Origin of the sequence: Paraburkholderia panacisoli (assembly GCF_008369935.1) — a bacterium.
GTDB classification, from domain to species: Bacteria; Pseudomonadota; Gammaproteobacteria; order Burkholderiales; family Burkholderiaceae; genus Paraburkholderia; species Paraburkholderia panacisoli.
The window spans coordinates 1-24,707 of record NZ_VTUZ01000041.1; the positions used below are offsets into that span (position 1 = coordinate 1).

Genomic DNA, 24,707 nt, shown 5'->3' on the forward strand with positions numbered 1-24,707 from the left:
ATCCTGAGGAAGCTGCGGCTTCTTTGCGTCTTCGTTCTCGCTGCCTTGTTCAACCCCAGCGTTGCCGCCGATGTGATGGTGTGACGTCGGCGGCAACGCGAACCGAATTGTTCAGGACGGACTTCGTAGCCGACTTCATTGGCAATGGCTTCAATCGGCTGAGTGTCGGTTTCGAGCATCTGCTTGGCTTCTTCCAGCCGCAGCGTATGCACGTAAGCGAGCGGCGCCATGCCTGTCGCCTGCTGAAAGCGGCGTTTGAATGAGCGCTCGGGCAAGCCGCTCATTTGCATCATCTTGCTGACTGGCGAGGGCTGCGCGTAGTGATCGGAGATCCACGACTGACAGCGCGCGATGACGGCATCTTCCGCCTGCCGCGTGCGCGCGAGCCGCGCGAACGGCTGCTGGCCGACATCGTGCCAGTCGACGAGATTGATGCGCGCCGTCTGCATCGCGGTTTCGATGCCCGCCAGCCGCGCGATCAGATACAACGCCAGATCCAGCCACGACGTGCCGCCGCCGGCCATGATGAGCCGCTCGCCCTCGCCCGATGCGACTAGCGCCCGATGCGCGCGTATCTTGATCGACGGATAGCGCCGTGCCATGAAATCGCAGTACGCCCAGTGCGTCGTCGCGTCGAGGCCGTCGAGCAGGCCGGCTTCTGCGAGCAGGATCGCGCCCGAGCACGCCGTTGCGAGAATCTTGCCCTGCGCGAAACAGCGTCTGAGGCAGGCGATTTCGTGGTCGAAGCGGCCCGCGAGCGGCTCGCCGGGCGGGACCAGCAGCTCGGGCACGCAGATGACGTCGGCATCCGCGCACGCATCGAGCGGCGCGTCCGCCGTGATGCGCACGTTATTGCCGGCCACGAACGGGGCTACGTGGCGCGACACGACGCAGGGCGCGATGGGCGCGCGCCCCGGCTTGCCCTCGACGATGAGACCCCAGTCGCGCCCCGCCGACATGAACATGTCGTACATGCCGTACACGACGGATGCGGACGTCTCGGGCAGCGCGAGGATGCAGATGCGCACGGGTGAGCGGTCGTTCATGGCCGTTTTGTCCGGTAAGTTGCCGAAATGGCTTTGGCTTCGGGCGCACGCTCGCCGTATCGTGGCTCCGTCGCAATGTAATTAAAGTGTAAGGAAGGCGTTGGCGCCAGCACGCCCCGCAGGAACGGGCGCCCGGACGCTCATGTTTTATCTCCTTCTTTCACTCGGCGGATGCCCCGCCGATGCCTTGCCGACGACTTCCCAGACGTGGACTTCTTTGACGGAGCATGACCATGAGCCAGTACCGCACTCACCTTCCGCAACTCGATGACGCGCTTTTCATGACCGACGGCGGCATCGAGACGACGCTGATCTTTCACGATGGCATAGCGTTGCCTTGCTTCGCCGCGTTCGATCTGCTGAAGGACGCCGCGGGCACCGCGCGCCTCGAAGCTTATTTCCGGCGCTATGCGAGTCTTGCGAGCAGGGAGGGTATCGGTCTCGTGCTCGAAGCTCCGACCTGGCGCGCGAATGCGGACTGGGGCCGCAAGCTGGGCTATTCCGACGCCGCGCTCGCGCAGGCAAACCGGAAGGCGATCGAACTGCTCGTGCACGTGCGCGCCGAGTTCGAAACGCCGGACACGCAGATTGTCATCAGCGGTTGTCTAGGTCCGCGCGGCGATGCTTACCGGATCGATTCACGCATGACCCGCGACGAGGCGCGAGCCTATCACCAGCCGCAGATCGACACTCTGGCGGCGACCGAGGCGGACATGGTCGCGGCCTTCACGATCACCTATCCGGAAGAAGGCATCGGCGTGATCGATGCCGCGAGGCAAGCCCGCATGCCCGTGGCGGTTTCGTTCACGCTCGAAACGGACGGGCGCTTGCCGGCGGGCGACGCGTTGCGTGATGTTATCGAGCGCGTCGACGCGGAAACCGGCGCCTATGCCGCGTATTACATGATCAATTGCGCGCATCCATCGCATTTCGAAACCGTGCTGGGCGATGGAGGCGCGTGGCTCGAACGCATTCACGGCATCCGCGCGAACGCGTCGCGGCGCAGCCACGCCGAACTCGACGAATCCGCCGACCTCGACGACGGCAACCCGGAGGAACTCGGCGCACAGTATCGGGCGCTGAACGCTTTGTTGCCGCGCATGAACGTGGTGGGCGGATGCTGTGGCACGGATCACCGCCATGTCAGCGCGATCTGTAGCGCAATAAAGGGCGTGAGAGCACAGTATGCGAGCGCGTGATGGTGTCATTGCGCATCGGCCGGCCTCGGAAAGCGTTTGATTGCTGCGGCACGTTCGGTGGGTGTCGGGCAGCAACAGACACCTCCGATGACGTCGTCGGTCACGTATCGTTCAGGTACAGACATGAACCGTGACCTTTGTTTGACTACGACACCGCCGAGCAGCCGGTATCGGATGGCCAAACTGACGACCGGCTTCGCTATGTGCATCGGGCCACGGCCGCATGCGTCACTGTTTGATGCGTTCGCTCGATGGCTGCCTGCATACGATCGCGGTCAGCACCAACGGAATGACCGGATGCACGACGGCGGTGCTCCCCGCGTCTACGAGAAGACGCTTGACCGAATCCGCCGAACCCAGCACCACCGCGCCGTAAACCGGGCCTGATGAAGCTTTGCCTCCGCCACCTTTAAAAAGCGGGTCATCCGGCTGATATCCAAAGACAGCATGAACGGGAAGGCCGAATGCAGTCAAGCTGGCGTCGTTGGCGGGGCGGAACGCGTTCACTGAATTGGACTCAACGCGCATTGGTGGGGTTTTGATCGAATGTGCCTCAACGAGACGGACGACGAAATCATGTGCTGTTTCCGCGCACGCCAGTTGATCGTCCAGCGCGTAGCTGGACGCCGGCGTTGGAAAAACTGCAATGATTGCCAGAAGCCCGGAGATTAACCGCATGGCACACTTCCTTAAAATCGGTCCAAAGGATGGCTACCGGGTCATCACCGGTCGGCGACGGTCGACCACGATTCATGGAGTCCCCAGGCCTCACCAACCTCAAGCATTTACCGTACCACCAAGACCCACCGCCATCACATGCGCAGCGCCTCTGCCGCGCAAGACTTCAAGCCTTGCGGGGACGCGGAGCCGCAGCCGGCTGCGCTGTCCTACGCGAGGCGTGGCATTGCATGCTTCCTGACGGTGGTCCAGGGCGATACTGCCGCTGCAGGCCTTGAGGTCGTTCCGTTCTAGCTCTTTTCTACAACTACAGTCTGTGCGCCAACCCAGACTAATTCGCGGGAACCGAATCACTGTTCGCGAATAGCAGAACGTTTCTTCTATCCACAGCCGACTCCAACCTGCGTTTTCAGAAGCACCGGGCGATCCGGCTGGCGCGTATCGTTGCTCAGGCTATGGCAGCCTTCGGAAACACCGAAAAGGCAATGCATCGGCTTCGGAATCCACAAAAGCGCTTCGCGGGGCGCAGTGCGCTGGACATGACCAGCACTGAACACGGCGGCCGCCTCGTCGAAGATGCCCTGATCCAGATCGACGAAGGGTATTTCGCCTGATGGTTCTTTGGAGGATTAGCAATTGCGCCGATCTGAAAGGACTCGGCGGTCTTCGCGCGCCCGGTCGGTGGCATTTTGCAGGCCAGCCAGTGGTCCACTTAGCAGAACACCCGGCAGGCGCCCTTCTGGAAACACTGGTGCACGAGGAGATCAGCAGTACCGGTGATCTCCCGGATACTTACCGGTTGCTAAAGTGGGTCGCGACGCCACGTAGCCGACGCAGCCAAACAAGCTGCTGCAAGGCTATCGTGCACCGCCGTCCTGCATCATCACCAGCGAGAGTGACGCGGAGAGAATCGATTTCGCCAGCTTGTCGTCATCCACCGCGCGCGCGAGCGTGATGGCCCCCACGATGGTCGCGACGATACCCAGCCCAGCGTCTTTGCTATCACTGGATGCGGTTTGCGCTATTTGTGACGCCAGTTTGCGCACGTAACCCGTAAGCCGTTCCCTGACGTCCGGATTCGCATGCCGCGCTTCCCCGGCGAGTGCGCACAGCGCACATCCATTGCCGGGATTCTTCACGTGACGCTCGTTGAGGAAAGCCTCGGCGATAGACTGCAGAGGCGTTTCCCCACGCTTTCCCGCACCGGTTGCGAGAGACGCAATGCGCTTCTCGCTCTGGCTAACCGCGTGCTCGAGCGCTTCCAGGATCAACGCATCACGCGACGAAAAATGGCCGTAGAACGCGCCGTGTGTGAGCCCCGCGCTACGCATGCAATCGGCGACGCCGAGCGCCTCGATGCCGTGTTCGCGAATCTGCCGTGACGCGTTCTCCAGAACCCGCTGCCTGCTCTCAGCCTTTTGTGCCTGCGAATAACCCATTTTTCCGCCTCATCACGCTTGACAATCTGCATGATGAGTATAATACTGATTTTCTGCATGATGTTCAACATACAGAATGAACTGTTGGCGATGCTCATGCCCGTTCGGATGCGGCGGCTGTGCTGCGCTGCGCTGCTTAACAGAGATTTTTGCGAGGTTTTCGCGCCGTCACCAGGCGCGGCTTTGGACGTCACCTCACGGCGTAATACACAGGAGAAGGATATGCGTTTTACTGGAAAGACAGCGCTCGTCACTGGCGGCAACAGCGGCATTGGTTTTACTGCAGCGAAGCTTTTGATCGCCGAAGGCGCCCGTGTTGCGATCTCCGGCCGCGATCCCGCAAAACTGGATCAGGCAGTATCCGAACTCGGTGAAAACGCGCTTGGCATTCAGGCCGATCTCGATGATGAAACCGCGATCGAATCGATGTTCAAGCAGATCCAGCAAACATTCGGATCCCTCGACATCGTGTTCGCCAACGCCGGGATCTCCGGTCCGACGCCGCTCGGCGGCACGACCGCTGCTGCATTTGAGGCGATTCTTCGCACCAATCTCACCGCAGTCTTTCTCACTGTTCAATCGGCTCTTCCGTTGATGAGCGCGGGAGGCTCGATCGTATTGAACGGCTCCGTGATGCGCGAATTGGGCACACCTGGGTCAGCCGCTTATTCCGCTACGAAGGCGGGCGTCACCGGCATGGCGAAGGTGTTTGCGTCTGAACTCGTGCAGCGTGGCATTCGCGTCAACACTGTGATCCCTGGCGGCACGCGCACACCGATCTGGACGCGCGGCGCACGGGCCGGCGCAACGATCGACGGGACCGAAGAAGCGTTCGCGCCGCGCATTCCGATGGCTCGCCTCGCTACACCAGAAGAAGTGGCCAAGGCCGTGCTTTTCCTCGCGTCCGACGATGCTTCGGGAATCACGGCGGCGGAAATCGTCGTCGACGGCGGCACGATCGGTGCGCCGTGGGGCGCGCCCGTGTTTCGCAAGGGGTGAAGGGGCTCGACTTTCCGGTTGCAGCTCGACCAGCTTAGGACCGCGACGCGCCGTCCTAAGCTGCCGGCTAATTTGCGACCGCCCGACAATTCGACGGTAGCAAACTACGGATGACGACTGAGTTCCTTCGCCAGGATCTCTTCGATAGAGGAGACGGTCCGATTTTGTCGCGATGAGAAGCGTGAAGAAAATTCACTCGCTATGCGAAGTAGTACTTATGTTACCAAGTCGTAGAATTGATCAGCGGTAGACGGATGGATTCGGTGAGAGCACTTCATTTGTCCTTTGGCAATCATATGCGTGAGTTCAATTCCGCCGAGAAGGCAAACTGTAAAAATTCATGCACTTGCTGAATCCGCCCGAAGTACTCTATGGATCAGACACCCTCCTCATCCTGAGGCTTGATCCATGCACGCCAAAGAAACTGCGTCAACGCATCCGGGCATGCCCGTGTTCCAGACGAACGGTGACCGGCATTCTTTCGGTAACGCGGCGATCGCCTTGAACTGGACCGTCAGGCACCAGCATCTGGCCGATTTCGCCCTGACCGACCGCGTGCACATGCGTACCCTGCGGGTCACCGCGCCGTTTGCGCTATCGCTGGCCGACGGTCACACACTGGGCATTGCCGAGCTGAAACTGCTTGCGCCGTTGCGCGAAGAAATACTGGCGGCAAATCCAGAAGCGTCTCGACTGGCCGAACGGATCGCGGGCAGACGTGTGCGTGCCATCCTCGGTGACGAACAGGATCGCCTGCGGGTGGAGTGGAGCGTAGAGCAACGCGAAAGCTCGCAGTACTTGCGCTTGCAGGTGGCGATCACCGCGATCAGCAAGGACGAGCACGTTGCCACCGTTTCGCTGTTGGAGACGCAGGCGTGCGGTGCGCAAACCAGCGGAGAGTTCAAGGGAGCACCTGTGGTCGCGGGCAACGTTTACCTTGGTTTCGAGCTTCCGTTGTCGGAAGGCCGGGTACGCGGGGACACCGTCAGCTTCACCGTGTCGCGGGCGTTGCCGCTGGAAAAGGGCAAGACCAGTGTCTTCTCGGCGGTGGCCGGTGTGGCTCGCGACGGCCAGCTACGCCGCGATTTCGCGGCCTATCTCGAACGCGAACGGGCCCATCCGTACCGCCCGTTCCTGCACTACAACTGTTGGTATGACATCGGTTACCTCGTGCCGTACACGCAGCAGCAAGCGCTCGAACGCATCGACGAGATCGGCCGCGAGTTGCACGACAAGCGCGGCGTACAACTCGACTCCTTCCTGTTTGATGACGGCTGGGACGACTACAGCGGCAGTTGGCATTTCGGCAAGGATTTCCCGCATGGATTCGTGCCGCTGCGCGACGCCGCCGCCCGCTACGGCGCGTCGCCCGGCGTGTGGCTGTCACCGTGGGGCGGCTATGGCTCGACGCGGCAGGAACGCGTGACGCGAGGCCACACCGCCGGATACGAGATCATCGATGGTTGCTTCGCGCTGTCCGGGCCGAAATACTACCGACGCTTCCATGAGGCCGTGATGGAACTGCTCACACAGCACGGCATCAATCAGTTCAAATTCGATGGCACCGGTAATTTTGACAAGGTGGTCCCGGGCAGCCGCTTCAGCAGCGACTGGGACGCGGCGATCCAGTTGATCGAGGACATCCGCGAGGCCAGGCCCGAAACCTTCGTCAACCTCACCGTCGGCACCTATCCATCGCCGTTCTGGCTACGCTACGCTGATTCGATCTGGCGCGGCGGCAAGGATGACGACCTGGCCGGCGTTGGCAGCAATCGCGAACGCTGGATGACCTACCGTGATGCACAGACTTACCGCAATGTCGTAGTCAGGAGTCCGCTGTTTCCGCTCAACTCGCTGATGCTCCATGGCATCATCTACGCGCAGTTCAACGATCGGTTGAACACCGCTCAAGGCCAGGACTTCGCAAATGAAGTGCATTCGTACTTCGGTAGCGGCGCGCAACTGCAGGAGTTGTACATCACGCCGTCGCTGCTCGGCGACGGCGACTGGGACGTTCTCGCCGAATCTGCCAGATGGGCCCGGGCCAACGCCGAGGTGCTGCGCGACAGCCACTGGATTGGCGGTGCGCCGGATGGGCTCGAGGTGTACGGCTGGGCTGCATGGTCGCCGGTCAAGGCGATCATCACGTTGCGCAATCCCGACAGCCAGGCGAAGCGCTTCGTGCTCGAATTGCAGCGGCAACTGGAATTGCCAGCCGGCGCGGCGGAACGATTCCAGACGCGCAGCTTATGGCACGGCCCTGCCTCGCAGGTTCCGCCGGTACTGGACGCGGACCGGCCGCAGACTATCTCACTCGCGCCTTTCGAAGTGCTCACTTTGGAGCTGGTCCCGGCCGATGGCGAAGGGTAATCGAAGTTGCCGCGGATTCCCCGTGTTGGCTGCCGGTGCCCTCTTTACGATAGCGTGCGCGCGAGTTCTACCGGTTTGGCTTCTATCTGATGCAGATCGAAAATGATGACCTCGTTGTCACCCAGCCTCAGCCACGGAGCAGGACAATACAGGCACTTTTGCGGACCGATGTTCCAGTAGCGACCCAGATTGTGCCCGTTGACCCAGACCACACCTTTGGTCCAGTTACGCATGTCGAGATAGGTATCGCCGATTGTATCCAGCGACAGAGTCGCCTTGAAGAATAGTCCCGCCTTACGAGGGTTCGCGCAGACGGCGCGCAAGTTCGCGATAAACGCGGTATCCATCGGCAACAGGAAGACTTCCCAGCCAGTGAGCGTGTCGCTCGAGCCTCCCGCATTCTGCAGCGTGACCGGTTCGAGAATGCCTTTGCGGTCGATCATCGGGTAGCCATAGTTGATACGCCCCATGCCCTCGACGAGGATCTCCAATGATACGTCGCTGTCCGGCGACGACGACACGAGCGGAACCGTAAGCGGCGCGTGGTGCATGACATTCAGTGGCTGCGCGCGATGCTCCGGCATGAAAGCTCTGGACACACCGCCTACGTATTGCTCGCCGACGAAAACGGTCGCGTAATCGTGAACATCCTTGATATCCAGCACACCACCGCGGTAGCCCTGCAGTGTCTTGCGATACAGCGCGAAACCAAACGCCTGGCCATACATCTCGAATGGCTGTGGGTCGACGGTTTGTACGGCCGGGAGCGCGGCAGGCAGGTTGTCCCAAACGGACGCGTAAAGTTCCGGCATCAAGGCATGGCGTCCTTTGCGGCTGATCGTCGGAACGGGTTTGGGTATATCAGGAAGCGGTGTCGAGAGATAGCGGGCTATGACGCCGCGGTACTTCATGTACTTCGACGTCGCCACGCCTTGCTCGCTGATGGGTGCCGCGTAATCGTAGCTGGTAATGTCGGGTTGATATTCGCCTGAATCGGCATCCACATTTGCGCCGGCATAGAAGCCGAAGCTGGTGCCGCCGTGAATGACATAGAGGTTGAACGACAGCTTCCGTTGCATGAACGCGTCCAGCGTGCCGGAAATATCTGCGGCCGTACCGTTGAAAGTCTCGTCGCCCCAATGGGTGAGCCAGCCTGGATACACTTCACCGGCCATCGCCGGAACGGCCGGAAATTCCTGACGGACGGCCGCGATTTGCTGCGCATCGCCATTGCTCAATGCAATCGCGCCGCCGGTGACGTTCGTGCGATTCTGCTCAAGCTGCCTGATGCCATCTTCGGTATAGAACGGCCCCTGCACTCCTTCCTGAAGCCAGAGCTGCCGTATCTCTTCGAGGTAAGCCGGGTTGCTGGCGTATGAGCCGAATTCATTCTCGATCTGAATCATCAGGATCGGTCCACCGCGAATCACCAACAGTGGTTCGATGCGCGGGCTCAGCTCCCTGATGTAACGAGCTACCGCCGACATGTAGCGAGGATCGTGAGCGGAGTCGGTCCTGAGCTGGATGTCCGGGTAACTCAACAGGTACGACGGAATGCCGCCCAGATCCCATTCGCCGCAAATATAGGGACCCGGCCGCAGCAACACCCACATCCCCTCCTGCTGACACAGTCGAATGAATGCTTCGATGTCGCGGTTCCCTGTGCGGAAATTGAAAATGCCTGGACTCGTTTCGTGGTAATTCCACATGACGTAGAGGGCGATGCAGTTCATCCCCATCGCCTTGGCCATCAGGATGCGATGCTGCCAGTAGCCGGCGGGGATGCGGGCGGGATGCATCTCTGCGCTGCGGATCTGGAAAGGCTCGCCGTCGAGCAGGAAGCTTTCGCCGTCCTGGCTGAAAGAAAAGGTATGTGTGCCTTTCCCTGTTGAGGCTGGGATGTCGACCGCGTGAGGTCCAGTAAGGCCGCTGTTCGGGTCGTTGCCGCCATCGCGTGCCGCCCCCACTGGCAGGAGCGCGGTGAATGACGAGGATTCTCTTGTGTCCATTGATTGCATGTCCCTCGATGCTACCGGGAAGTGGTGCAGCGGAATACACGGACGACGACGGAGCACGGACCGCCCGCGGTGGCCTGTTAGTGATGTCCGGATGCGACGTCCCCTACTCTGCGAAGACTCTCGTGCGGCCTTCGATCACGGAGTCACTAGACATTGGAACGTCGAGGCCATAGATACCATGAGCGTTTGCGGGTCCGTCATGTTGTCGGGGCGGATTCGACTGTACAAGATAATGTTTGGATTCGCCACGGCAGCTTCGAGCGACATGCATGAGGCATCAGGCGGCCCAACAGGAGACGGTCGAGCTTCACTTAAGACTGCAATTCACGTCCGTATGCAAAGTCGCAGTGCGGCTTGTAAAGGCGCAATGGGTTGCATATGTTCATACGTGGGTCACCGATCACGAATTTGAAATCTGGCTGACCGATCATTCACGTGGATGATCGCTACATTCTGGAGAACATCAGTCATGGTCGAGAAAAAACGGATTCATGCTGTGCTCCTCTTCGCAGCGATCGCCACGATCGCACCGGCGTGTCAGTCGGAAAACACCACCGACTGGCTGGCGAACACCTATGGCACCCTCGCCGCCCACGTGGGTAACACCGCGCGTTCCATGTGGGTCGCGCCCGAAGGCGTCATCTATACGGCCTCCATGTGGGACGAGTACGAGGGTGGGGTCGCTATCTATCAGGCCAACAAGAGCCTCGGCTCGATCGGCGCGCACGGCGAGTTTCAGGGCGGCGCGATCACGGGCAACGCAACGTCGATCTTCGTGGCACTGCAGCCCGGCGGGACGTACGGAAGCGGTGCAGTGGGACGATACAACCGCACCACCAAGACTCGCGATCTTTTGCTTCAGGTCAGTGCGTTTAACAACCTGCCGCGGTTCGACGTCGTCACTGGACTGGCCACGGCGGCCTCGCTCCTCTACGCGAGCGACTTCTATGGCAATCGCGTCCGGATCTTCACTACCGATGGTGTCTGGAAGCGGGACATCAACGTCACGGGCCCGGGCGCCCTCGCACTGGATGGCGCAGGCAACGTCTGGGTCGCACAGAAGGGTGAGGGCTCGATCGTCGAGTTCAGTCCAACCGGCGCGCTGTTGAACACCATCCGGATGCCGGGCGGGTCGCAGCCATCGGCGCTCTATTTCGATGCGTCATCGGGGCAGCTCATGGTTGGGGACGAAGGCCCCGACATGAACATCAAGCGCTACAAGCTCTCGGGCACACCGGCGCTGGCCGGTACATTCGGCATTCAGGGCGGTTATCTCGACACCACGACCGGAATCAAAGGACAGGTTGGAGACAAGCGCTTCACCCGCGTCACAGGCATCGGCAAGGACACCGCAGGCAACCTCTATGTGCTCAACAACCCGTGGGGCGGAAGCTGGGACCTCGGCCGCGACGGCGGCACCGACATTCACTCTTACAACAGTTCTGGTCGCCTGCAATGGAAGCTTCAGTCTCTCAACTTTGAGGGGATCGCCGCTCCGGACCCGGGTACCGACGGCGTCTACTTCTATGGAGGCACCCACATCTACACCGGCATCGCTGGGGGAACCTTCGTAGCGAACACTGTCGATCCGATCGACTATCCATCCGATCCACGCATCAACATCAACGATCGCTCACGGGACGAGCACTTCGGTCAACTTGCCACCGTCGGCGCAAACCGGATCCTCGTGGCGTCCGGCCAGAATCCCGATACCTACTACTTCTTCCACTTCAATGCCGCGAATGGCTACATCGCAATACCGGACGCCACGCTTCCCGGTGCGGCGTTCAAGACGACCGCATCGGTCAGGGACGGATTCTGCATCGACAGCAAGGGGGGCGTGTGGGCCGGCCTGGACAAGACTGGTTACATCTACCACTATCCGCTGATCGGCTTCGACGCCAGCGGCAAGCCAACATGGGGATCCGGTATCCCCATTCGCATTCCCGAGAGCATCAAGCCGTTGACGCGCATCGTCTACCTCGCGGACAGCGACACCATGATTCTCGGACGGGGCATTGTTGGGAGTACGGACTGGACGTCGATAGGCACGCGGATCGAGGTATATCACGGCTGGAGCGCGGGCAACACCACGGCACCCAATCCGGTGATGAACCTCACCCATGCCGGCGCCAAGTCGATTGACGCGGCCGGCAGCTATCTATTCGTCGGCTACTGGTTCGGCAGCGGGCAAGCTTTGCCGAACATCGACGCCTTCAATCTCGCTACAGGCAACCTCGACGCAACGCTGGTCAACACCAGTACAGGTACCGTCGACGCCAGCAGCGCCATCGATTCGATGTACGGCATCAGGGCATACCTTCGATCGACGGGCGAGTACGTGGTCACGAAGAACAACGTCAAGGGTTCCAGCATCACCGTTTATCGCTGGACGCCCTGATCGTGCGTTTCGTCAGTGAGAGAGGCCTGGTTATACCCCTTTATGCGCTGCGGAGCATACTCACGAGTGAACGGCTGCGTTGGGGAAAGTCAACTGGCCGCTGGGGGGCGACCTACGACGCCCATCATCTGGCTGAGTGCGACTGACAATCGGACAACGTCCGGCGTCCCGGCGAGGGCAGGACACGTATTCGCGCGGCACGAGGGCACCACGTCGGGCTGTTCCTCATGAGGATCGTGTAGTGAACGGTGCCAGGAGTTCTTCCGCTCTCGAGAGAAAGAGCTTCAGGACTGGAGAGGTGTTCGACCTGCTGTAGCCAATGACGAGATCAACCGTGGGTGCATCGCCTTCGAGGGGCCGGCTGACGACCGACCACGGCAGCAGATTGTTCGCGTACTCCGGCATCAACGCCAGCCCACGCGTGGACGCCACGAGCGACATCGCCATCGCGAGATTGTCGACGCCGTGGTCGGGCGTGATATCGACCCCGCTCTGTTGCAGATACCGCTCGATCACGTCGTGCAGCACCCTCGCCTTGTTCGACGCCATGATGAACGTCTCGCCCACGAGATCCTCCGGGCGGATTGCTGTTCGTGCGGTCAGCCGGTGGTCGCTCGGCATCAGCACAATGAGCCTCTCCCTGCTGACGACGCGATAGTCGAGATCGAATCCCGGTTCGGCCCGCAGAAACGCGAGGTCGAGTCGGCCACGCGCTAGCGCATCGGCGAGGTCCGGCGAATAGCTGCTCGATACGGTGACGTCGATATTCGGCAACTCATCGCGCAGAACCTGCATCGCGCGCGGCAGCCAGGTTATTTCCTCGCCGGTCTGAAAGCCGAGCGCGAAGGCCTGTTTCGCCGGCTGCGCGGCGCGGCGCGCTGCCTCGGTCGCGGCGTCGACCTGCGCGAGCGCCAACCGCGCATGGTCGAGGAAAGCCTTGCCCGATGCAGTCAGTTCGACGCCGCGCGCACTGCGGCTGAACAGTTCCGCGCGGACCTCGTCTTCCAGATCGCGAATCTGTCGGCTAAGAGAGGGCTGCGACGTGTGCAGACGCTGTTCGGCCGCAACCGTGAGGCTGCCCGTCTCCGCGACGGCAACGAAATACCGCAGATGTCGAAGTTCCATATGCTCCTCGCTCGCATCCTATGCCTCATAGGCATACCCACCAGCCTACAAAGTCTTTTTGCTTTTCGCAATCGACCACTAGATTAGCAATCAGGCAGCGACGTAGCGTCTACCAGCAAACCCCGGCGGACTGATAGCCGCCTTCGCCCCATACCTCTCATCTATATCGTTGGAGATTCTGAAATGGACCGCCCAGTTGTTGTGATTACCGGTGCGCTGACGGGCATCGGCCGTGCCACGGCGCTCGCCTTCGCGCACAGCGGCGCGCATCTCGTCATTTCCGGCCGCCGTGAAGCCGAAGGCAAAGGGCTCGAAGCCGAACTTCGCGAACTCGGCGCAGATGCCGTCTTTGTCCGCGCCGACGTCCGTCACGACGATGAGGTTCGTGGCCTCATCGATCAGGCCGTCGCCCGCTTTGGCCGCATCGACGTGGCCGTCAACAATGCCGGCACGGAGGGCCAACCTGGTGCGGTCGTCAACCAGAGTGCGGAAAGCTACGCCGCGACCTTTGATACCAACGTGCTCGGCACGCTGCTCAGCATGAAGCACGAACTGCGCGTAATGCAGGCACAGAAGCGCGGCAGCATCGTCAATGTGTCGTCGACGTACGGCCACGAAGGCGCGGCTTACGCGTCGGTCTACGCCGGCAGCAAACACGCGGTCGAAGGCATGACGAAGTCCGCCGCGCTCGAAGTCGCCGCGTCAGGCGTACGCGTCAACGCGGTCGCGCCGGGACCGACCGACACCGGGATGCTCGACCGCTTCACCGGCGCAGCCGAGCGCAAGGCGGCGCTTGTGTCAACGGTGCCGCTGGGCCGCATCGGGCAGCCTGACGATATCGCCCGCGCGATCCTGTTTCTCGCATCGGATGCGGCGTCGTTCGTGACGGGCCAGATCGTCACCGTCGACGGCGGCAAGACGGCGGGCTGATGCCGCACCCACAGCGATCAGGAGAACCGCCATGACTGACCTCGCCGGAAAGACTGCCCTCGTCACGGGCGCCTCACGCGGCATCGGCCGCGCCAGTGCACTCGCACTCGCGAAAGCAGGCGCACAGGTGCTCGTTCACTACAGCAGCGGGGAAAAGGCGGCGGATGCTGTGGTCGCCGAAATCCGTGCGGCTGGCGGCAACGCCCAGAAAATCGCCGCGGATCTGCGCGACGCAGACGGCCCGCATACGCTCGCAAAACGCGTACGCGCTGTGGTCGGCCATCGTCTGGACATTCTGGTGGCGAACGCCGGCATTTCAAAGGCCGCAAGCATCGAGGAAACGACCGTCGACGATTTCGACGACCTGTTCGCCGTGAATGTGCGTGCGCCTTATTTCCTCGTGCAGCAGTTACTGCCCGTGATGTGCAAAGGCAGCAGCGTAGTCCTCCTCTCGTCGCTCGCGGCGCATGCCGCGGTCGGCGAGTTCCCCGCGTACGCGGCTACCAAGGGAGCGGTCAATACACTCGTCAAGCATTTCGCTTCGGCACTTGGTGAACGCGAGATTCGCGTGAATGCAGTTGCGCCTGGCGTCGTCGAAACCGACATGTCGAACTTCACCAGGACCGACGCGGGACGCGAGGTCGCACTCGGCATGCAGGCGTTAAAGCGCGTCGCGCAACCTGATGACATCGGCGCAGCGGTTGCGTTTCTCGCCTCGGACGCAGCGCGCTGGATTACCGGTGAAACGCTGCGTGTCGACGGCGGCTCGAAACTCTAGCCCAACCCGATTCGCGCCCGTTTCCAGTGTCTTCGATAAGCCCGATTAATCAGATATCCATACTTATCCAAAACATCCGAGAGGACGATTCAAATGACAACCGCTACACCCATACTGTACGAATCGAAGGGCTCTCCGAACGCACGCCGTGTGCGCATCTTCATCGCGGAGAAGGGAATCGACATCCCGACGAAGCCTGTCGACCTGGGCGCGAAAGAACAGTTTTCCGATGCCTACCGCGCAATCAACCCGCGCAGCCAGGTGCCGGCGTTGGCCCTCGCCGACGGCCCCGTCATCGCAGAAGTGCTCGCCATCTGGCGTTATCTGGAAGAAGCGTATCCGCAGACCCCATTGCTCGGCAGCACGGCAAAGTCGAAGGCCCTCGTCACGATGTGGGAACGCCGCGCAGAACTGGACGGCTTCGCGCCGGTCATGGAAGGCGTGCGTAACGCGGTCGCGGGCCTGAAAGGCCGTGCGCTGTCAGGTCCGCATGCCTATGAGCAGATTCCCGAACTGATCGCGCGAAGCAAACAGCGCGTAGCCGACTTCTTCGCCGACTTCAACGAGCGGCTCGAGACAGTCCGGTTCGTCGCCGGCGATGATTTTTCCGCGGCGGACATCACGACGCTCGTGACGGCCGACTTCGCCGCCAACGCGCTGACGATGCCGATTCCAGTCGAACACACCGCGTTTCAGCGATGGTACGACGAGGTATCTGCCCGGCCGAGCGCCGCCGCATAACGCACTACACCGGCGCTGACTGGCTGGCAGAAACGAACGCCCCTGAAGCGCCAACTCAAGGAGAAACCCATGGTCAGCAACACCACTCCCCTCGCCCGGCCAGTGAAGGTTCCGGGCAAGGACCATCCGATCACCATCGAACGCAATCCGTCACGGGTGGTGGTCACGGTGGCCGGAAAAGTCATCGTCGATACGCAGGATGCGTTGACGTTGCGCGAGGCCCATTACCCGGCAGTCGTCTACGTCCCGCGAAAGGATATCGACATGACGTTGCTCGAGCGCACCGACCACGCGACCTATTGCCCATATAAGGGCGATTGCGCGTACTTCTCGATTCCGGCTGGCGGCGAGCGCGCGGTCAACGCCGCCTGGACCTACGAGAACCCGTACGAGACCGTCGCACGGATCCGCAATCACCTCGCGTTCTATGCGGACCGCGTGGATGCGATCGACGAGCGGCCGGCCGCTTCGACCGACAATTGAGCGCCCGCAGTCGCTCACCATCGTACGCACGACGCTCGACCTTTCACGGAGATTGACATGATTGTCACCAGGCCCGAACAGCACAAGGCCCTCAGCCAGAGGGCACGAACCGTTGCCCGTACGCGCCAATAGCGCTTTGGAAAATGGTTCGGACAGCGACAACAGTCAATCATTAACTGGATTAGTGACGCGGTGAACCGCTCACGGAAACCTTAGGAAATCACATGTCGAAGTTAGCTCAAAAAGTGGCACTCGTTACCGGCGGTTCACGCGGCATCGGTGCGGCAATCGCGAAGCGTCTCGCCGCGGATGGAGCGCGGGTGGCCATTACCTATGCGAAGGACGTCAGCGCGGCTTCGGCCGTAGTCAAAGAGATTGAACTCAATGGCGGAAAGGCTATCGCGATCCAGGCGGACGCTACTGACGTCAAAGCTGTCGAGGCGGCGGTCGAAAAAACTTTTGCGACCTTCGGCCGGCTGGATGTGCTGGTGAACAATGCCGGCACGGCCATTCCGAAACCGTTCGAAGACACGACACTGGAGGAGATGGATCGAGTGATCGACATCAACATCCGCGGCGTGTTCGCGACCACCAAGGCTGCGTTGAAACACCTGGGTGATGGTGGCCGCATCATCATGATCGGTTCGGCGGTGGGCGAGCGAGCCATTGCGCCCGGGCTGGTGCCCTACGCGGCCACGAAGGCAGCCGTCAGGATGTTCACTCAGGCACTGTCTCGAGAGTTGGGAGGTCGGGGCATCACGGTTAACAACGTCCAGCCGGGTCCGATCGATACAGACCTGAATCCCGCCTCAGGCGATTGGGCGGTGCCGCAGAAGGCGGCCACAGTCCTCGGTCGCTATGGGCGCGTTGAGGAGATCGCCGCCATGGTGGCTTTCGTCGCCGGCCCGGAGGCCTCTTACATTTCCGGCGCGAATCTTACGGTGGATGGTGGGATGAATGCCTGAGCCTGGGCACATATTCGGCCTGCGGATTTGAAGAAGGGCGACGTCCGTGCGGACGCGACGGGGAGTCGATCAGTTAACGGAGTCGGCTCTCCATTAACGACCCCGCACAGTCGCCAGGCCGCCCCCAAGAGATTCGCTGGCGCGGCCAGTGTCTGGCTCGCTAATCGCGAGAAATGATTGGCCAACGCGCAGGAATATCAATTTGGTGTGCGGGATTGCGCGCTTGCCCCTCCAATGGACTTATCGTCGCTCGATTGTCGACGATCGAAGCGGCGCAGTCGAATGGCTCCTGCTGGCCCGGACAGCGACCAAAGGTCGATCGCTGCCCGGCTGGGCGAACGTTAAACTTCGGTCTGCTCTGCCCTTTCAAGCGCATTGTCGACTTCGATGCCAAGGTACCGCACGTTACTCTCAAGCGTGGCATGCCCAAGGAGCAACTGAACTGCGCGCAGGTTTTTCGTGCGGCGATAGATCAGCGACGCCTTTGTCCGACGCATCGTGTGCGTGCCGTATGAGGAGTCGTCCAGTCCGATCGATGCGATCCACCGGTGCACTAGCCGCGAGTACTGACGCGTCGAGATATGCGGCGGTCCGTGGAGACGGCTTGGGAACCAGCAAGTCGGGCGCAGTCAGCGTCGCCGCCTTGATCCACGCTTCTACGCCGTCCCGCGTCTGCTTCGTAATCTCGAACTGCACGGGTCGCTGCGTTTTCTGCTGCATGACCGTAGCCCTGCCGGCGACGTGATGCCCATGGCAAACATCGCAAACTCGCAGTTTGGTCAAATCGCATTCGCGCAGTTTGCTTTCAATGTTGAAAATCGCGGCCTGACAGTCTCGGCTAAGGGGTTCGTGAAACAGGGGCAAGGTCAGTCTCCACCTGGTCTGTGGCTCGATCACCGGCCGGAGATTACGGGACGATTCCAGCTATCCCAGATAGCTCATTTTAGAAGACGTCCCCATTCAAAATCGACACAATCGGGTCGCATGGGACTTACGCCGGCCCCCGGCGTAAAAGTGAGTTCGCCGAAGAACACCTCGTCAGTTGGCGCGTACAAGTCGACGCGGACATAATCAAAGTCCTCGGACAACAGCGCCGCTGTATCGAGCAACAGCTCCAGATTGTTCGGCGGCGGTGCCGGCCTCGTGCTGCGAAGGTAGGGAGCAAACTCGAGGTCGAGATGGTTCCATTGTGCATCGTATGTGTCACCGCGCGTGTTGCTTCCGAAACGGTCTGAGATGACGAGGATAAACATCACAGGCCGCCCCGGCCTGTTCGCGAAGCAGTGGACCTTGTAGTCGGCTGGAATCGCGCCGTGTTCGTCGAGGAGCAGATTCTCGAAGAAAATGCGTGGCTGAATTCCTCGGTAGTGCCGTTCCCGCGCATTTCTGTAGAAATTGGTGGATAGCCATCGGCTGACCAGAAACTGAAGATGTTCGAAAGTACACTGCGACTTGTCCCGGACGATCTCCACAAAACTGCTTCCATGATTTGCCTTCATAACAAAGGAATTCGGCAGCATGTCGAAGATCGTTTGCGTAAAGTTGCAGGGCGCTGAGATCATGGGGATAAGGAATTTCTCACCGATTTTGTCTCTGACGTAATCGCGCGCGGTCAGCTTGTCGGTCAAAGCGCTGTATCGTGGGTCTGGTCGTAAGCAACGTAGCAGGATTTTCTCGTTGTAGGTTGTCGGGCGAAAGAGTTTGGGGAAGCGCCCAATGCGCTTCCAATGTAGCAAGCTGAGGAAAACCGCATCGGGAAGAAGCTGTTTCGCGCTGTCTTTCGTCCATTGAACAATGGCGTGAGACGGATAAGGCATTGCACGTCTCCCAACAATGACTACGCGTGGGTATTATGCATTCCTGAAGCCGCGACTGACAGATGTTCGACGCAGGCATCAGAGGTTACGATCCTTCCGTAAGGAGATAACGTCAGAGGTTTTCAAGTGGCTGACTGCGTGATCAATATAGCCACGCCGCCAGTCAGCGATAACGTGCGGCGTGTGTATTGTCATTTCCCATCCGCGAAATCCTCATATTTGACGCTAGAAGATCTGGCCAGTCGATACAAGCCAGGCACGAAAAACCAGGCTCGATCGACGTGGCACATGGACGTGATAACGGACCACGTGGGTTGGATATTCCGACCGCTGAGGATTTCTTTCGTCGCGGCCATCGGGACCGCGGAGACAAGTAGTGCTTTGTTGTGCGCTCCGGGACTCGCCCCGCTCTTGCCGGCGAACGGACAGATGTCGGTGTGCAGTGTCAGCCGGCTCAGAAAAATTCCAGATGTTCGCCACGCCGAACAATGTCGGCGTGCCGCCGACTCAGGAGAACGAATCATGACTACATCGGCTGACGCGCAAACAGATGCGACACTCCCCAGTCAATCAACAACCGCTTGCCAGCGTCAATCAACATAGGCATCGTCAACGTCGCCGCGACACTCTCATTTTGTTTGTCGCGTTCACCAGCAACAAATCCGCGACATCAACCGTGCTAAAGGGAGACGTAAGGTACGTATCTGATCCGCACATATCAATGTGCTTCTATCGAGCGCGAGAGCACGCCGCTAACACGCGGCCATTTTCATAGGACGTAATAATTGGTGGCTTGTTGTGAATGCGACAGTTATTCAGAATGGCGGGGCTTGCCACATTGTTAAACGCGCGCTTTGCACGTCAAAGAACCATAGGCTGTAGCGACCGAAGCCGACACGGCTCGTCGCCGAGTCCAGAATTATCATAAAAGGGGACAACACATGCGGCTTTTTCCACGCGCAATTTTGGTGGTGGGGTGCGGCCTATTTTTAAGTGCTTGCGGAGGCGGATCGGGCAGTTCGAGTTCGACCCCACCTTCGACATCGCCTACTACCTTGGCGGCAGGCTCGAGCACGACCATGACAGCAAACACCTCCGTGTACGTGCCTTCCGGGACTACCGTTACTGCACCGAACGGCACGATCATTACGCTTAGCGGGTCATCAGATACCGTCATTACGCAGGCAGGTGCATTCGTTCACGTACCCGCCAGTGCAACAGGCCCGGCGAACGATGTTGTCACAACCGGGCAGGCATCCGGCACAGGTCTGTCGACGTCCAGGTTGTCGGTTACCAGCCTCGCCGGTTCGGCCACCACAAACCTGAATCCTGTCGACGGGGCGGGAGCAGCCGCCATTTTCTGGGGCGGTGGCCATCTTGCGATGGACTCGACTGGCAACGTTATCCTGTCCGATCGAGGCGCCCTTCGGAAGGTCTCTCAGTCAGGGGTGGTCACCACATTGACGACTCAAGGCTCCTGGGACGGCGTTGCAATCGATCCGTCTGGCAACATTTATGGATCGGGAGACGTCCTGAGAATTCCATCCTCGCCAGCCACATGGGGAGCGTTGCTGCAAGAGTTCTCGGCTTCTGGCGCGTACCAGCAATTGTTTGCGAACTGGGAAAGCTCGAGCACCAATCCGTCAGACGGCGACGGCGGTCTCGTGATGAACAGCAAAGGGGCTCTGTTTCTAGCGGACGCGGTGAACAACCGTATTGTGGAGTTTAACGTCGGCAGCAACACCTGGGCGGTTTTTGCAGGCAGCGGCATCAGCGGCAATCAGGATGGGGTAGGCACTGCCGCCACATTCACGTTCAATGCGACGCCCGATCTTGCAATCGACAGCAACGACAACCTGTATGTAAGAAGTCTCGACACCATTCGCAAAATCGCACCGGACGGCACAGTCACAACGATCGCCAGCCAGTTGCAAACAGCCGGCACGATCGCCGTAGACAAGTCGGGAAACATCTACACGTCGGGTCTTCAGGTGGTCAACCGTATTACTAGCGACGGCAGCGTTGTTTCGTATCCGCTCACGAACACGACGGACTTTATTACCTCACTGGTCACCGACAGCAGTGGCAATCTTTATGCCGGTACGCGAGAAATCGGAGCGCAGATTTTAAAGATCACGTTCCCAAATGACTGATCATCGCTTCCGGCATGCTTGATCACGCCGATCGGAGGCGCTCGTGGACATGGCGCAGGCAACTGATACGTCGGAACGTCTGTGTCGCCCTTGTGCCTTCGTGCAAGGCATCAGGGCGTCGCCGGAGCAAGTCACGCGAAAAGCGTGCTGCTGTGTGCCAACGTCGCCGCAATGCCGGGCGCGCATGCGACTGCGTGCGTCTTCTCTTCGCCAAATGGCGGAGTGCCGCTCATCAACAGACGTTCGTCATGCGACCGCGAACGACAGTTCGTGGCCGGATTCCGGCCTTTCACAGCCCCTGGGTATATCCGCCGGCTCCCTGCTCTCGCCGGCGCGCCTCTCAAGCCACTTTCGGCCACGTCCGCGCAACGTTCATTGCGCGACCGGCATTCTGCTGCAGGCGTCCGCCGCCATCATACCCAGCGGTCACTTACTGCTTGCCCGAAGCGAGCTGCTGGTTGCGCTCAGCGAGAAACTGGATCAAACCGTCAACGCCACTTTCGTGGATCTTGTCACTGAACTGCTGCCGGTATGTCTGGATTAGCCAGACGCCGAGCACATTCAGGTCATACAACCGCCAGCCCTGCGGCGTGCGGTACAGCCGGTAGTCGATCTCTGCTGGTTCGCCGTTCCTGGTTGCAATCGTGCGCACCACCACGTCCGTATCGGTTGGAGCGATGTGTATCGGCGGGTAGTCGATCCGTTGGTCTGGACGGAGCTGACCGATAGCGCCCGAATATGTGTGGATTAGGAGCATCTTGAACTGTTCGACCAGTTGCTGCTGCTGCGCGGGCGTAGTCGTGCGCCAGTAACGGCCCATCGCCAGTGACGTGGTGCGGCGAAAATCGGTGTAGGGAAGAATGTCCCGGTTTACGATATCCATGATGCGGGGAATATCGTCTGGCGCGATCGCTTGGGTGCGCACCTCGTCGAGTATCTGTTGCGTCGCGGTCTTGATCAGAAGCTGAGGCTCCGATTGGTCGACTTGCGCGTACGCCGCGCCGCCAAACGAGAACAACGCAGCGCAAAGAGTCAGTAGAGAAAGTGTCTTCATGTGCAGAATCCTGGCTGGATAGGTTGGCTTGCTGCTACGCAAGTATCCTCCATCTTCGCCCGAACGCGTCGCGGCAGCACTCATCGCTGTTTCGAGCCCGAAACTGGCCGAGCAAGGACCGATGTTCGATCGGCGAGGTCGTTCGAAGGTCGTTGGTCCGAGTGCGGCACAAGTCAACCCGATCGGACCCTGCAGTTGGTTTCTGGAACGTCACCACCACGTTGGGAGATTGAGGCGAACCAGATTCACCCGCGAACACACCCCGTTGAGTTGAGCGACGTTGAGCCAGACTGGATGAGCATCCCGAATCATTACGACGTGGGTGACCCGGAGTGAATGTATTGCGACAGGAGAGGCGCGGGTGCGACCCGCTTGGGATGAACGCTCAGTGAAAACGGATTATCACAATAGCGCCTCTTCCACCACGTTCGCGCGCCAACACGATGCGGCCAACGGATGGCCGTCTCCGGCAGAGGTCACCTGGCGACCCGATGGAGCCGCTCGGACAGGATTTACCACCGTCCGCTCCGGGAGCGACATGAGACGACCGCGGATAACGCGTCGGCCTTTATCTCGTCGGCCATCACGGAAAGTGGCGGATCGCTGACGCGGTCCGACCATACCGCGACCCGACGGCGTGACTCCGAAAACGTTGGGAGAGCACCCCAAACCGATGCAGACGCATCCGTTGACTTGCAGCAGCCACCTCGTCGACGATCCACAGAATTCGAATTCAGGAAAACAGGTCAGTCAGCCTTAGGTACGCATGCTCGACGCAGCCGATGGAAAGTCTTCACGGCGCTCCGCCCATTTCAGGATCGCATCCAGTGCCGGGCACAGGGCCTGCCCCCAATCGGTCAGGCGGTAGTCCACCTTCGGCGGCACCTGGTGATAGACCGTGCGCGTAACAATGCCGTCCTCTTCGAGGCGGCGTAGCTGCTGGGCAAGCATCTTTTGCGTGATGCCGGGAATTAGCCTCTCGAGGTCCGAAAAGCGTCGTACCTGACCACCGAATAGGTGAAACAGGATGACCAGCTTCCAACGTCCTTCCAGCAGCTTGAATGCGGCTTCGACGTCGATCGCGGCGGTCGTGGGAGTGTAGGCTTTTCGGTTGGGCACGGCTTACTTACTTTTTAGTGCGTTCTTGCGATGTGGTAACTATAGCGCCATCATTGGGACATGCAAACGTGACGTTCAGGAAAAATCCGATGAACATGACCCTGCCGCCGCCACTGGATGCCTATCTGAACGCGGAAACCACCAGCGACACCGCTCCTCTGGCGAACTGCTTCGCTGCCGATGCCGTCGTGCGCGACGAGGGCCGTACTATCGAGGGCCTCGAAGCCATCCAGGCCTGGAAGAAAGACGCCAAAGCCAGGTACCAGTACAACGTCGAGCCGTTGGACTTCTCCCAGGATGGCGCCGCCGTGACGATGCGCGCCAGGCTCACCGGCACCTTCCCCGGTAGCCCGGTCGAGCTGACCTACACGTTCCTCCTGGCCGGCGGCAAGATCGCGTCTCTGGAGATTCGCTGATGAGCGCCGCACCCGAACTTCAGGGGCTTCGGGCGCTCGTCACAGGCGGGACCAAAGGCGTCGGTAAAGCCGTTGTCGCACACCTTTGCGAGGCGGGCGCGAATGTCCTCGCGACGGCACGTTCGCGTTCCGATGACCTTGCAGAAGAAAGGTTCATCGGTGCGGACATCACGACCGCAGAGGGCTGTAAAACCATTGTCGACGCCGTGCTCGACCGGCTCGGCGGCGTCGATATAATCGTGCACGTGGTGGGTGGCTCATCTGCGCCGGCGGGTGGCTTCAGGGTGCTCGACGACGACGAATGGAACAAGGCATTGAGCCTGAACCTGTTCCCGGCAGTACGGATCGATCGCGCGCTGTTGCCCTCGATGGTCGAGCAGCGCTCGGGCGTCATCATCCACGTCACGTCGATCCAGCGGCAGATACCGTTGCCGGAAGCCACGATTGCCTATGCCGCCGCCAAGGCTGCCCTGTCGAACTACAGTAAAGCCTTGTCCAGGGAAGTCAGTCCGAAAGGCGTTCGGGTCGTGCGTGTCTCCCCGGGCTGGGTCGAGACGGATGCCGCCGCGAGTCTCGTTGCTGAGATCGCCCGGCAGAACGGCATCGACACGGAAGGCGCCCGCAAGATCATCATGGATTCGCTCGGGGGCATTCCTCTCGGCCGGCCATGCTCTCCCCAGGAAGTGGCAGAACTCATCGGTTTCCTCGTCTCCGCGCGGGCCAGCGCCATCACCGGCACTGAGTACGTCATCGACGGCGGAACTGTTCCGACTGCGTGATCTGAGCCGCTTGTCGGTGGACGTCGACGTGCTTCGGCGTACGCGAAGCGCGTTTCGCAGGCAGCTGTTCGCGGTTCCCGTTCAGGCGCCGGCCTTCACGTGGTGTGCCCGCCCAATGGACCTGCTTTTCTGCAGCCCGGCCCCCTGTGGTGGGCCGGGCATTATTCACGGGCGTCATCGCACCTGGACGTCAGGTC

20 protein-coding genes and 4 pseudogenes are annotated in these 24,707 nt (G+C 60.4%); 14 read left to right on the forward strand and 10 right to left on the reverse strand.

Annotated features, from left to right (window positions below; all coding sequences use genetic code 11):
* Positions 1–1,046 (reverse strand): GlxA family transcriptional regulator (locus FVF58_RS38840; RefSeq protein WP_149674976.1); only part of this gene is annotated, 1,046 nt, incomplete at its 3' end.
* Between the two features lie 233 nt (positions 1,047–1,279).
* Here FVF58_RS38840 and FVF58_RS38845 point away from each other — a divergent pair.
* Entirely contained in the window at positions 1,280–2,245 is a 966-nt protein-coding gene (locus FVF58_RS38845) for a homocysteine S-methyltransferase family protein (protein ID WP_149674977.1), read from the forward strand.
* Between the two features lie 228 nt (positions 2,246–2,473).
* On the opposite strand, the gene FVF58_RS38850 is transcribed toward FVF58_RS38845, so the two are convergent.
* On the reverse strand, positions 2,474–2,923 hold the full coding sequence (locus FVF58_RS38850) for a hypothetical protein (protein WP_149674978.1): 450 nt from the start codon (positions 2,921–2,923) through the stop codon (positions 2,474–2,476).
* Positions 2,924–3,333: 410 nt separating this feature from the next.
* Between FVF58_RS38850 and FVF58_RS38855 the strand changes: the two are divergent.
* Positions 3,334–3,537: pseudogene (locus tag FVF58_RS38855) on the forward strand (antitoxin Xre/MbcA/ParS toxin-binding domain-containing protein); the annotation flags it as partial.
* A pseudogene (locus FVF58_RS53415) lies at positions 3,534–3,731 on the forward strand (RES family NAD+ phosphorylase); the annotation flags it as partial. The pseudogenes FVF58_RS38855 and FVF58_RS53415, both read left to right, overlap by 4 nt.
* A 49-nt stretch (positions 3,732–3,780) precedes the next feature.
* Here the strand turns inward: FVF58_RS53415 and FVF58_RS38865 are convergent.
* Entirely contained in the window at positions 3,781–4,362 is a 582-nt protein-coding gene (locus FVF58_RS38865; RefSeq protein WP_149674981.1) for a TetR/AcrR family transcriptional regulator, read from the reverse strand.
* On the opposite strand from FVF58_RS38865, the gene FVF58_RS38870 reads away from it, so the two are divergent.
* Positions 4,342–5,361 (forward strand): SDR family NAD(P)-dependent oxidoreductase, encoded by a 1,020-nt coding sequence (locus FVF58_RS38870; RefSeq protein ID WP_246217387.1) that lies wholly within the window; start codon positions 4,342–4,344, stop codon positions 5,359–5,361. The two genes, FVF58_RS38865 and FVF58_RS38870, sit on opposite strands and share 21 nt — an antisense overlap.
* Positions 5,362–5,576: 215 nt before the next feature.
* Here the strand turns inward: FVF58_RS38870 and FVF58_RS38875 are convergent.
* A pseudogene (locus FVF58_RS38875) lies at positions 5,577–5,684 on the reverse strand (IS6 family transposase); the annotation flags it as partial.
* A gap of 85 nt (positions 5,685–5,769) precedes the next feature.
* Between FVF58_RS38875 and FVF58_RS38880 the strand changes: the two are divergent.
* Positions 5,770–7,731: an alpha-galactosidase gene (locus tag FVF58_RS38880; protein WP_149674982.1), complete on the forward strand. Its 1,962-nt coding sequence runs from the start codon at positions 5,770–5,772 to the stop codon at positions 7,729–7,731.
* A gap of 44 nt (positions 7,732–7,775) precedes the next feature.
* Here the strand turns inward: FVF58_RS38880 and FVF58_RS38885 are convergent, their stop codons facing one another.
* Positions 7,776–9,740: a beta-galactosidase gene (locus FVF58_RS38885; RefSeq protein WP_149674983.1), complete on the reverse strand. Its 1,965-nt coding sequence runs from the start codon at positions 9,738–9,740 to the stop codon at positions 7,776–7,778.
* A gap of 478 nt (positions 9,741–10,218) precedes the next feature.
* Here FVF58_RS38885 and FVF58_RS38890 point away from each other — a divergent pair, with 478 nt between their 5' ends.
* On the forward strand, positions 10,219–12,150 hold the full coding sequence (locus FVF58_RS38890; protein WP_149674984.1) for an SMP-30/gluconolactonase/LRE family protein: 1,932 nt from the start codon (positions 10,219–10,221) through the stop codon (positions 12,148–12,150).
* 225 nt (positions 12,151–12,375) lie between these two features.
* On the opposite strand, the gene FVF58_RS38895 is transcribed toward FVF58_RS38890, so the two are convergent.
* Positions 12,376–13,275: a LysR substrate-binding domain-containing protein gene (locus FVF58_RS38895; RefSeq protein ID WP_149674985.1), complete on the reverse strand. Its 900-nt coding sequence runs from the start codon at positions 13,273–13,275 to the stop codon at positions 12,376–12,378.
* Positions 13,276–13,458: 183 nt separating this feature from the next.
* Here FVF58_RS38895 and FVF58_RS38900 point away from each other — a divergent pair, with 183 nt between their 5' ends.
* The 5 genes from FVF58_RS38900 (at position 13,459) to FVF58_RS38920 (ending at position 17,172) form a co-directional block, all read left to right on the forward strand.
* A complete protein-coding gene (locus FVF58_RS38900; RefSeq protein WP_149674986.1) occupies positions 13,459–14,205 on the forward strand; it encodes an SDR family NAD(P)-dependent oxidoreductase in 747 nt (248 codons plus the stop codon).
* A gap of 31 nt (positions 14,206–14,236) precedes the next feature.
* Positions 14,237–14,983 carry an SDR family NAD(P)-dependent oxidoreductase gene (locus tag FVF58_RS38905; RefSeq protein ID WP_149674987.1) on the forward strand — a complete coding sequence of 249 codons (747 nt, stop codon included), beginning with the start codon at positions 14,237–14,239 and terminating at the stop codon, positions 14,981–14,983.
* A gap of 93 nt (positions 14,984–15,076) precedes the next feature.
* A complete protein-coding gene (locus FVF58_RS38910; RefSeq protein WP_149674988.1) occupies positions 15,077–15,724 on the forward strand; it encodes a glutathione S-transferase family protein in 648 nt (215 codons plus the stop codon).
* A gap of 69 nt (positions 15,725–15,793) precedes the next feature.
* Complete coding sequence (locus FVF58_RS38915) at positions 15,794–16,207, forward strand: DUF427 domain-containing protein (protein ID WP_149674989.1); 414 nt, start codon at positions 15,794–15,796, stop codon at positions 16,205–16,207.
* A gap of 224 nt (positions 16,208–16,431) precedes the next feature.
* Positions 16,432–17,172, forward strand: coding sequence for an SDR family NAD(P)-dependent oxidoreductase (locus FVF58_RS38920; RefSeq protein ID WP_149674990.1), 741 nt, complete (start codon positions 16,432–16,434; stop codon positions 17,170–17,172).
* Positions 17,173–17,513: 341 nt separating this feature from the next.
* On the opposite strand, the pseudogene FVF58_RS38925 reads toward FVF58_RS38920, so the two are convergent.
* Both FVF58_RS38925 and FVF58_RS38930 read right to left on the reverse strand, forming a co-directional pair.
* A pseudogene (locus tag FVF58_RS38925) lies at positions 17,514–18,042 on the reverse strand (tyrosine-type recombinase/integrase).
* Positions 18,043–18,110: 68 nt separating this feature from the next.
* Positions 18,111–18,989 carry an ATP-grasp fold amidoligase family protein gene (locus FVF58_RS38930; RefSeq protein ID WP_149674991.1) on the reverse strand — a complete coding sequence of 293 codons (879 nt, stop codon included), beginning with the start codon at positions 18,987–18,989 and terminating at the stop codon, positions 18,111–18,113.
* Between the two features lie 1,079 nt (positions 18,990–20,068).
* Between FVF58_RS38930 and FVF58_RS38935 the strand changes: the two genes are divergently transcribed.
* Positions 20,069–21,142 (forward strand): NHL repeat-containing protein, encoded by a 1,074-nt coding sequence (locus FVF58_RS38935; protein WP_149674992.1) that lies wholly within the window; start codon positions 20,069–20,071, stop codon positions 21,140–21,142.
* Positions 21,143–21,572: 430 nt separating this feature from the next.
* Here the strand turns inward: FVF58_RS38935 and FVF58_RS38940 are convergent, their stop codons facing one another.
* On the reverse strand, positions 21,573–22,196 hold the full coding sequence (locus FVF58_RS38940) for an MlaC/ttg2D family ABC transporter substrate-binding protein (RefSeq protein ID WP_149674993.1): 624 nt from the start codon (positions 22,194–22,196) through the stop codon (positions 21,573–21,575).
* Between the two features lie 756 nt (positions 22,197–22,952).
* The gene (locus FVF58_RS38945; RefSeq protein ID WP_149674994.1) at positions 22,953–23,315 is read right to left on the reverse strand and encodes a winged helix-turn-helix transcriptional regulator; all 363 of its coding nucleotides are present in this window, start codon (positions 23,313–23,315) and stop codon (positions 22,953–22,955) included.
* A gap of 89 nt (positions 23,316–23,404) precedes the next feature.
* Here FVF58_RS38945 and FVF58_RS38950 point away from each other — a divergent pair, with 89 nt between their 5' ends.
* Both FVF58_RS38950 and FVF58_RS38955 read left to right on the forward strand, forming a co-directional pair.
* Complete coding sequence (locus FVF58_RS38950; protein ID WP_149674995.1) at positions 23,405–23,731, forward strand: nuclear transport factor 2 family protein; 327 nt, start codon at positions 23,405–23,407, stop codon at positions 23,729–23,731.
* Positions 23,731–24,510 carry an SDR family oxidoreductase gene (locus tag FVF58_RS38955; protein ID WP_149674996.1) on the forward strand — a complete coding sequence of 260 codons (780 nt, stop codon included), beginning with the start codon at positions 23,731–23,733 and terminating at the stop codon, positions 24,508–24,510. The genes FVF58_RS38950 and FVF58_RS38955 overlap by 1 nt, the downstream gene beginning before the upstream one ends.
* Positions 24,511–24,707 lie beyond the last annotated feature (197 nt).

Bases quoted from the DNA above. Each gene is read 5' to 3' on its own strand.
- FVF58_RS38845 (WP_149674977.1), top strand. From the start codon at position 1,280: ATGAGCCAGTACCGCACTCACCTTCCGCAACTCGATGACGCGCTTTTC.
- FVF58_RS38850 (WP_149674978.1), bottom strand. From the start codon at position 2,923: ATGCGGTTAATCTCCGGGCTTCTGGCAATCATTGCAGTTTTTCCAACG.
- FVF58_RS38865 (WP_149674981.1), bottom strand. From the start codon at position 4,362: ATGGGTTATTCGCAGGCACAAAAGGCTGAGAGCAGGCAGCGGGTTCTG.
- FVF58_RS38880 (WP_149674982.1), top strand. From the start codon at position 5,770: ATGCACGCCAAAGAAACTGCGTCAACGCATCCGGGCATGCCCGTGTTC.
- FVF58_RS38885 (WP_149674983.1), bottom strand. From the start codon at position 9,740: ATGGACACAAGAGAATCCTCGTCATTCACCGCGCTCCTGCCAGTGGGG.
- FVF58_RS38890 (WP_149674984.1), top strand. From the start codon at position 10,219: ATGGTCGAGAAAAAACGGATTCATGCTGTGCTCCTCTTCGCAGCGATC.
- FVF58_RS38895 (WP_149674985.1), bottom strand. From the start codon at position 13,275: ATGGAACTTCGACATCTGCGGTATTTCGTTGCCGTCGCGGAGACGGGC.
- FVF58_RS38900 (WP_149674986.1), top strand. From the start codon at position 13,459: ATGGACCGCCCAGTTGTTGTGATTACCGGTGCGCTGACGGGCATCGGC.
- FVF58_RS38905 (WP_149674987.1), top strand. From the start codon at position 14,237: ATGACTGACCTCGCCGGAAAGACTGCCCTCGTCACGGGCGCCTCACGC.
- FVF58_RS38910 (WP_149674988.1), top strand. From the start codon at position 15,077: ATGACAACCGCTACACCCATACTGTACGAATCGAAGGGCTCTCCGAAC.
- FVF58_RS38915 (WP_149674989.1), top strand. From the start codon at position 15,794: ATGGTCAGCAACACCACTCCCCTCGCCCGGCCAGTGAAGGTTCCGGGC.
- FVF58_RS38920 (WP_149674990.1), top strand. From the start codon at position 16,432: ATGTCGAAGTTAGCTCAAAAAGTGGCACTCGTTACCGGCGGTTCACGC.
- FVF58_RS38930 (WP_149674991.1), bottom strand. From the start codon at position 18,989: ATGCCTTATCCGTCTCACGCCATTGTTCAATGGACGAAAGACAGCGCG.
- FVF58_RS38935 (WP_149674992.1), top strand. From the start codon at position 20,069: ATGACAGCAAACACCTCCGTGTACGTGCCTTCCGGGACTACCGTTACT.
- FVF58_RS38940 (WP_149674993.1), bottom strand. From the start codon at position 22,196: ATGAAGACACTTTCTCTACTGACTCTTTGCGCTGCGTTGTTCTCGTTT.
- FVF58_RS38950 (WP_149674995.1), top strand. From the start codon at position 23,405: ATGAACATGACCCTGCCGCCGCCACTGGATGCCTATCTGAACGCGGAA.
- FVF58_RS38955 (WP_149674996.1), top strand. From the start codon at position 23,731: ATGAGCGCCGCACCCGAACTTCAGGGGCTTCGGGCGCTCGTCACAGGC.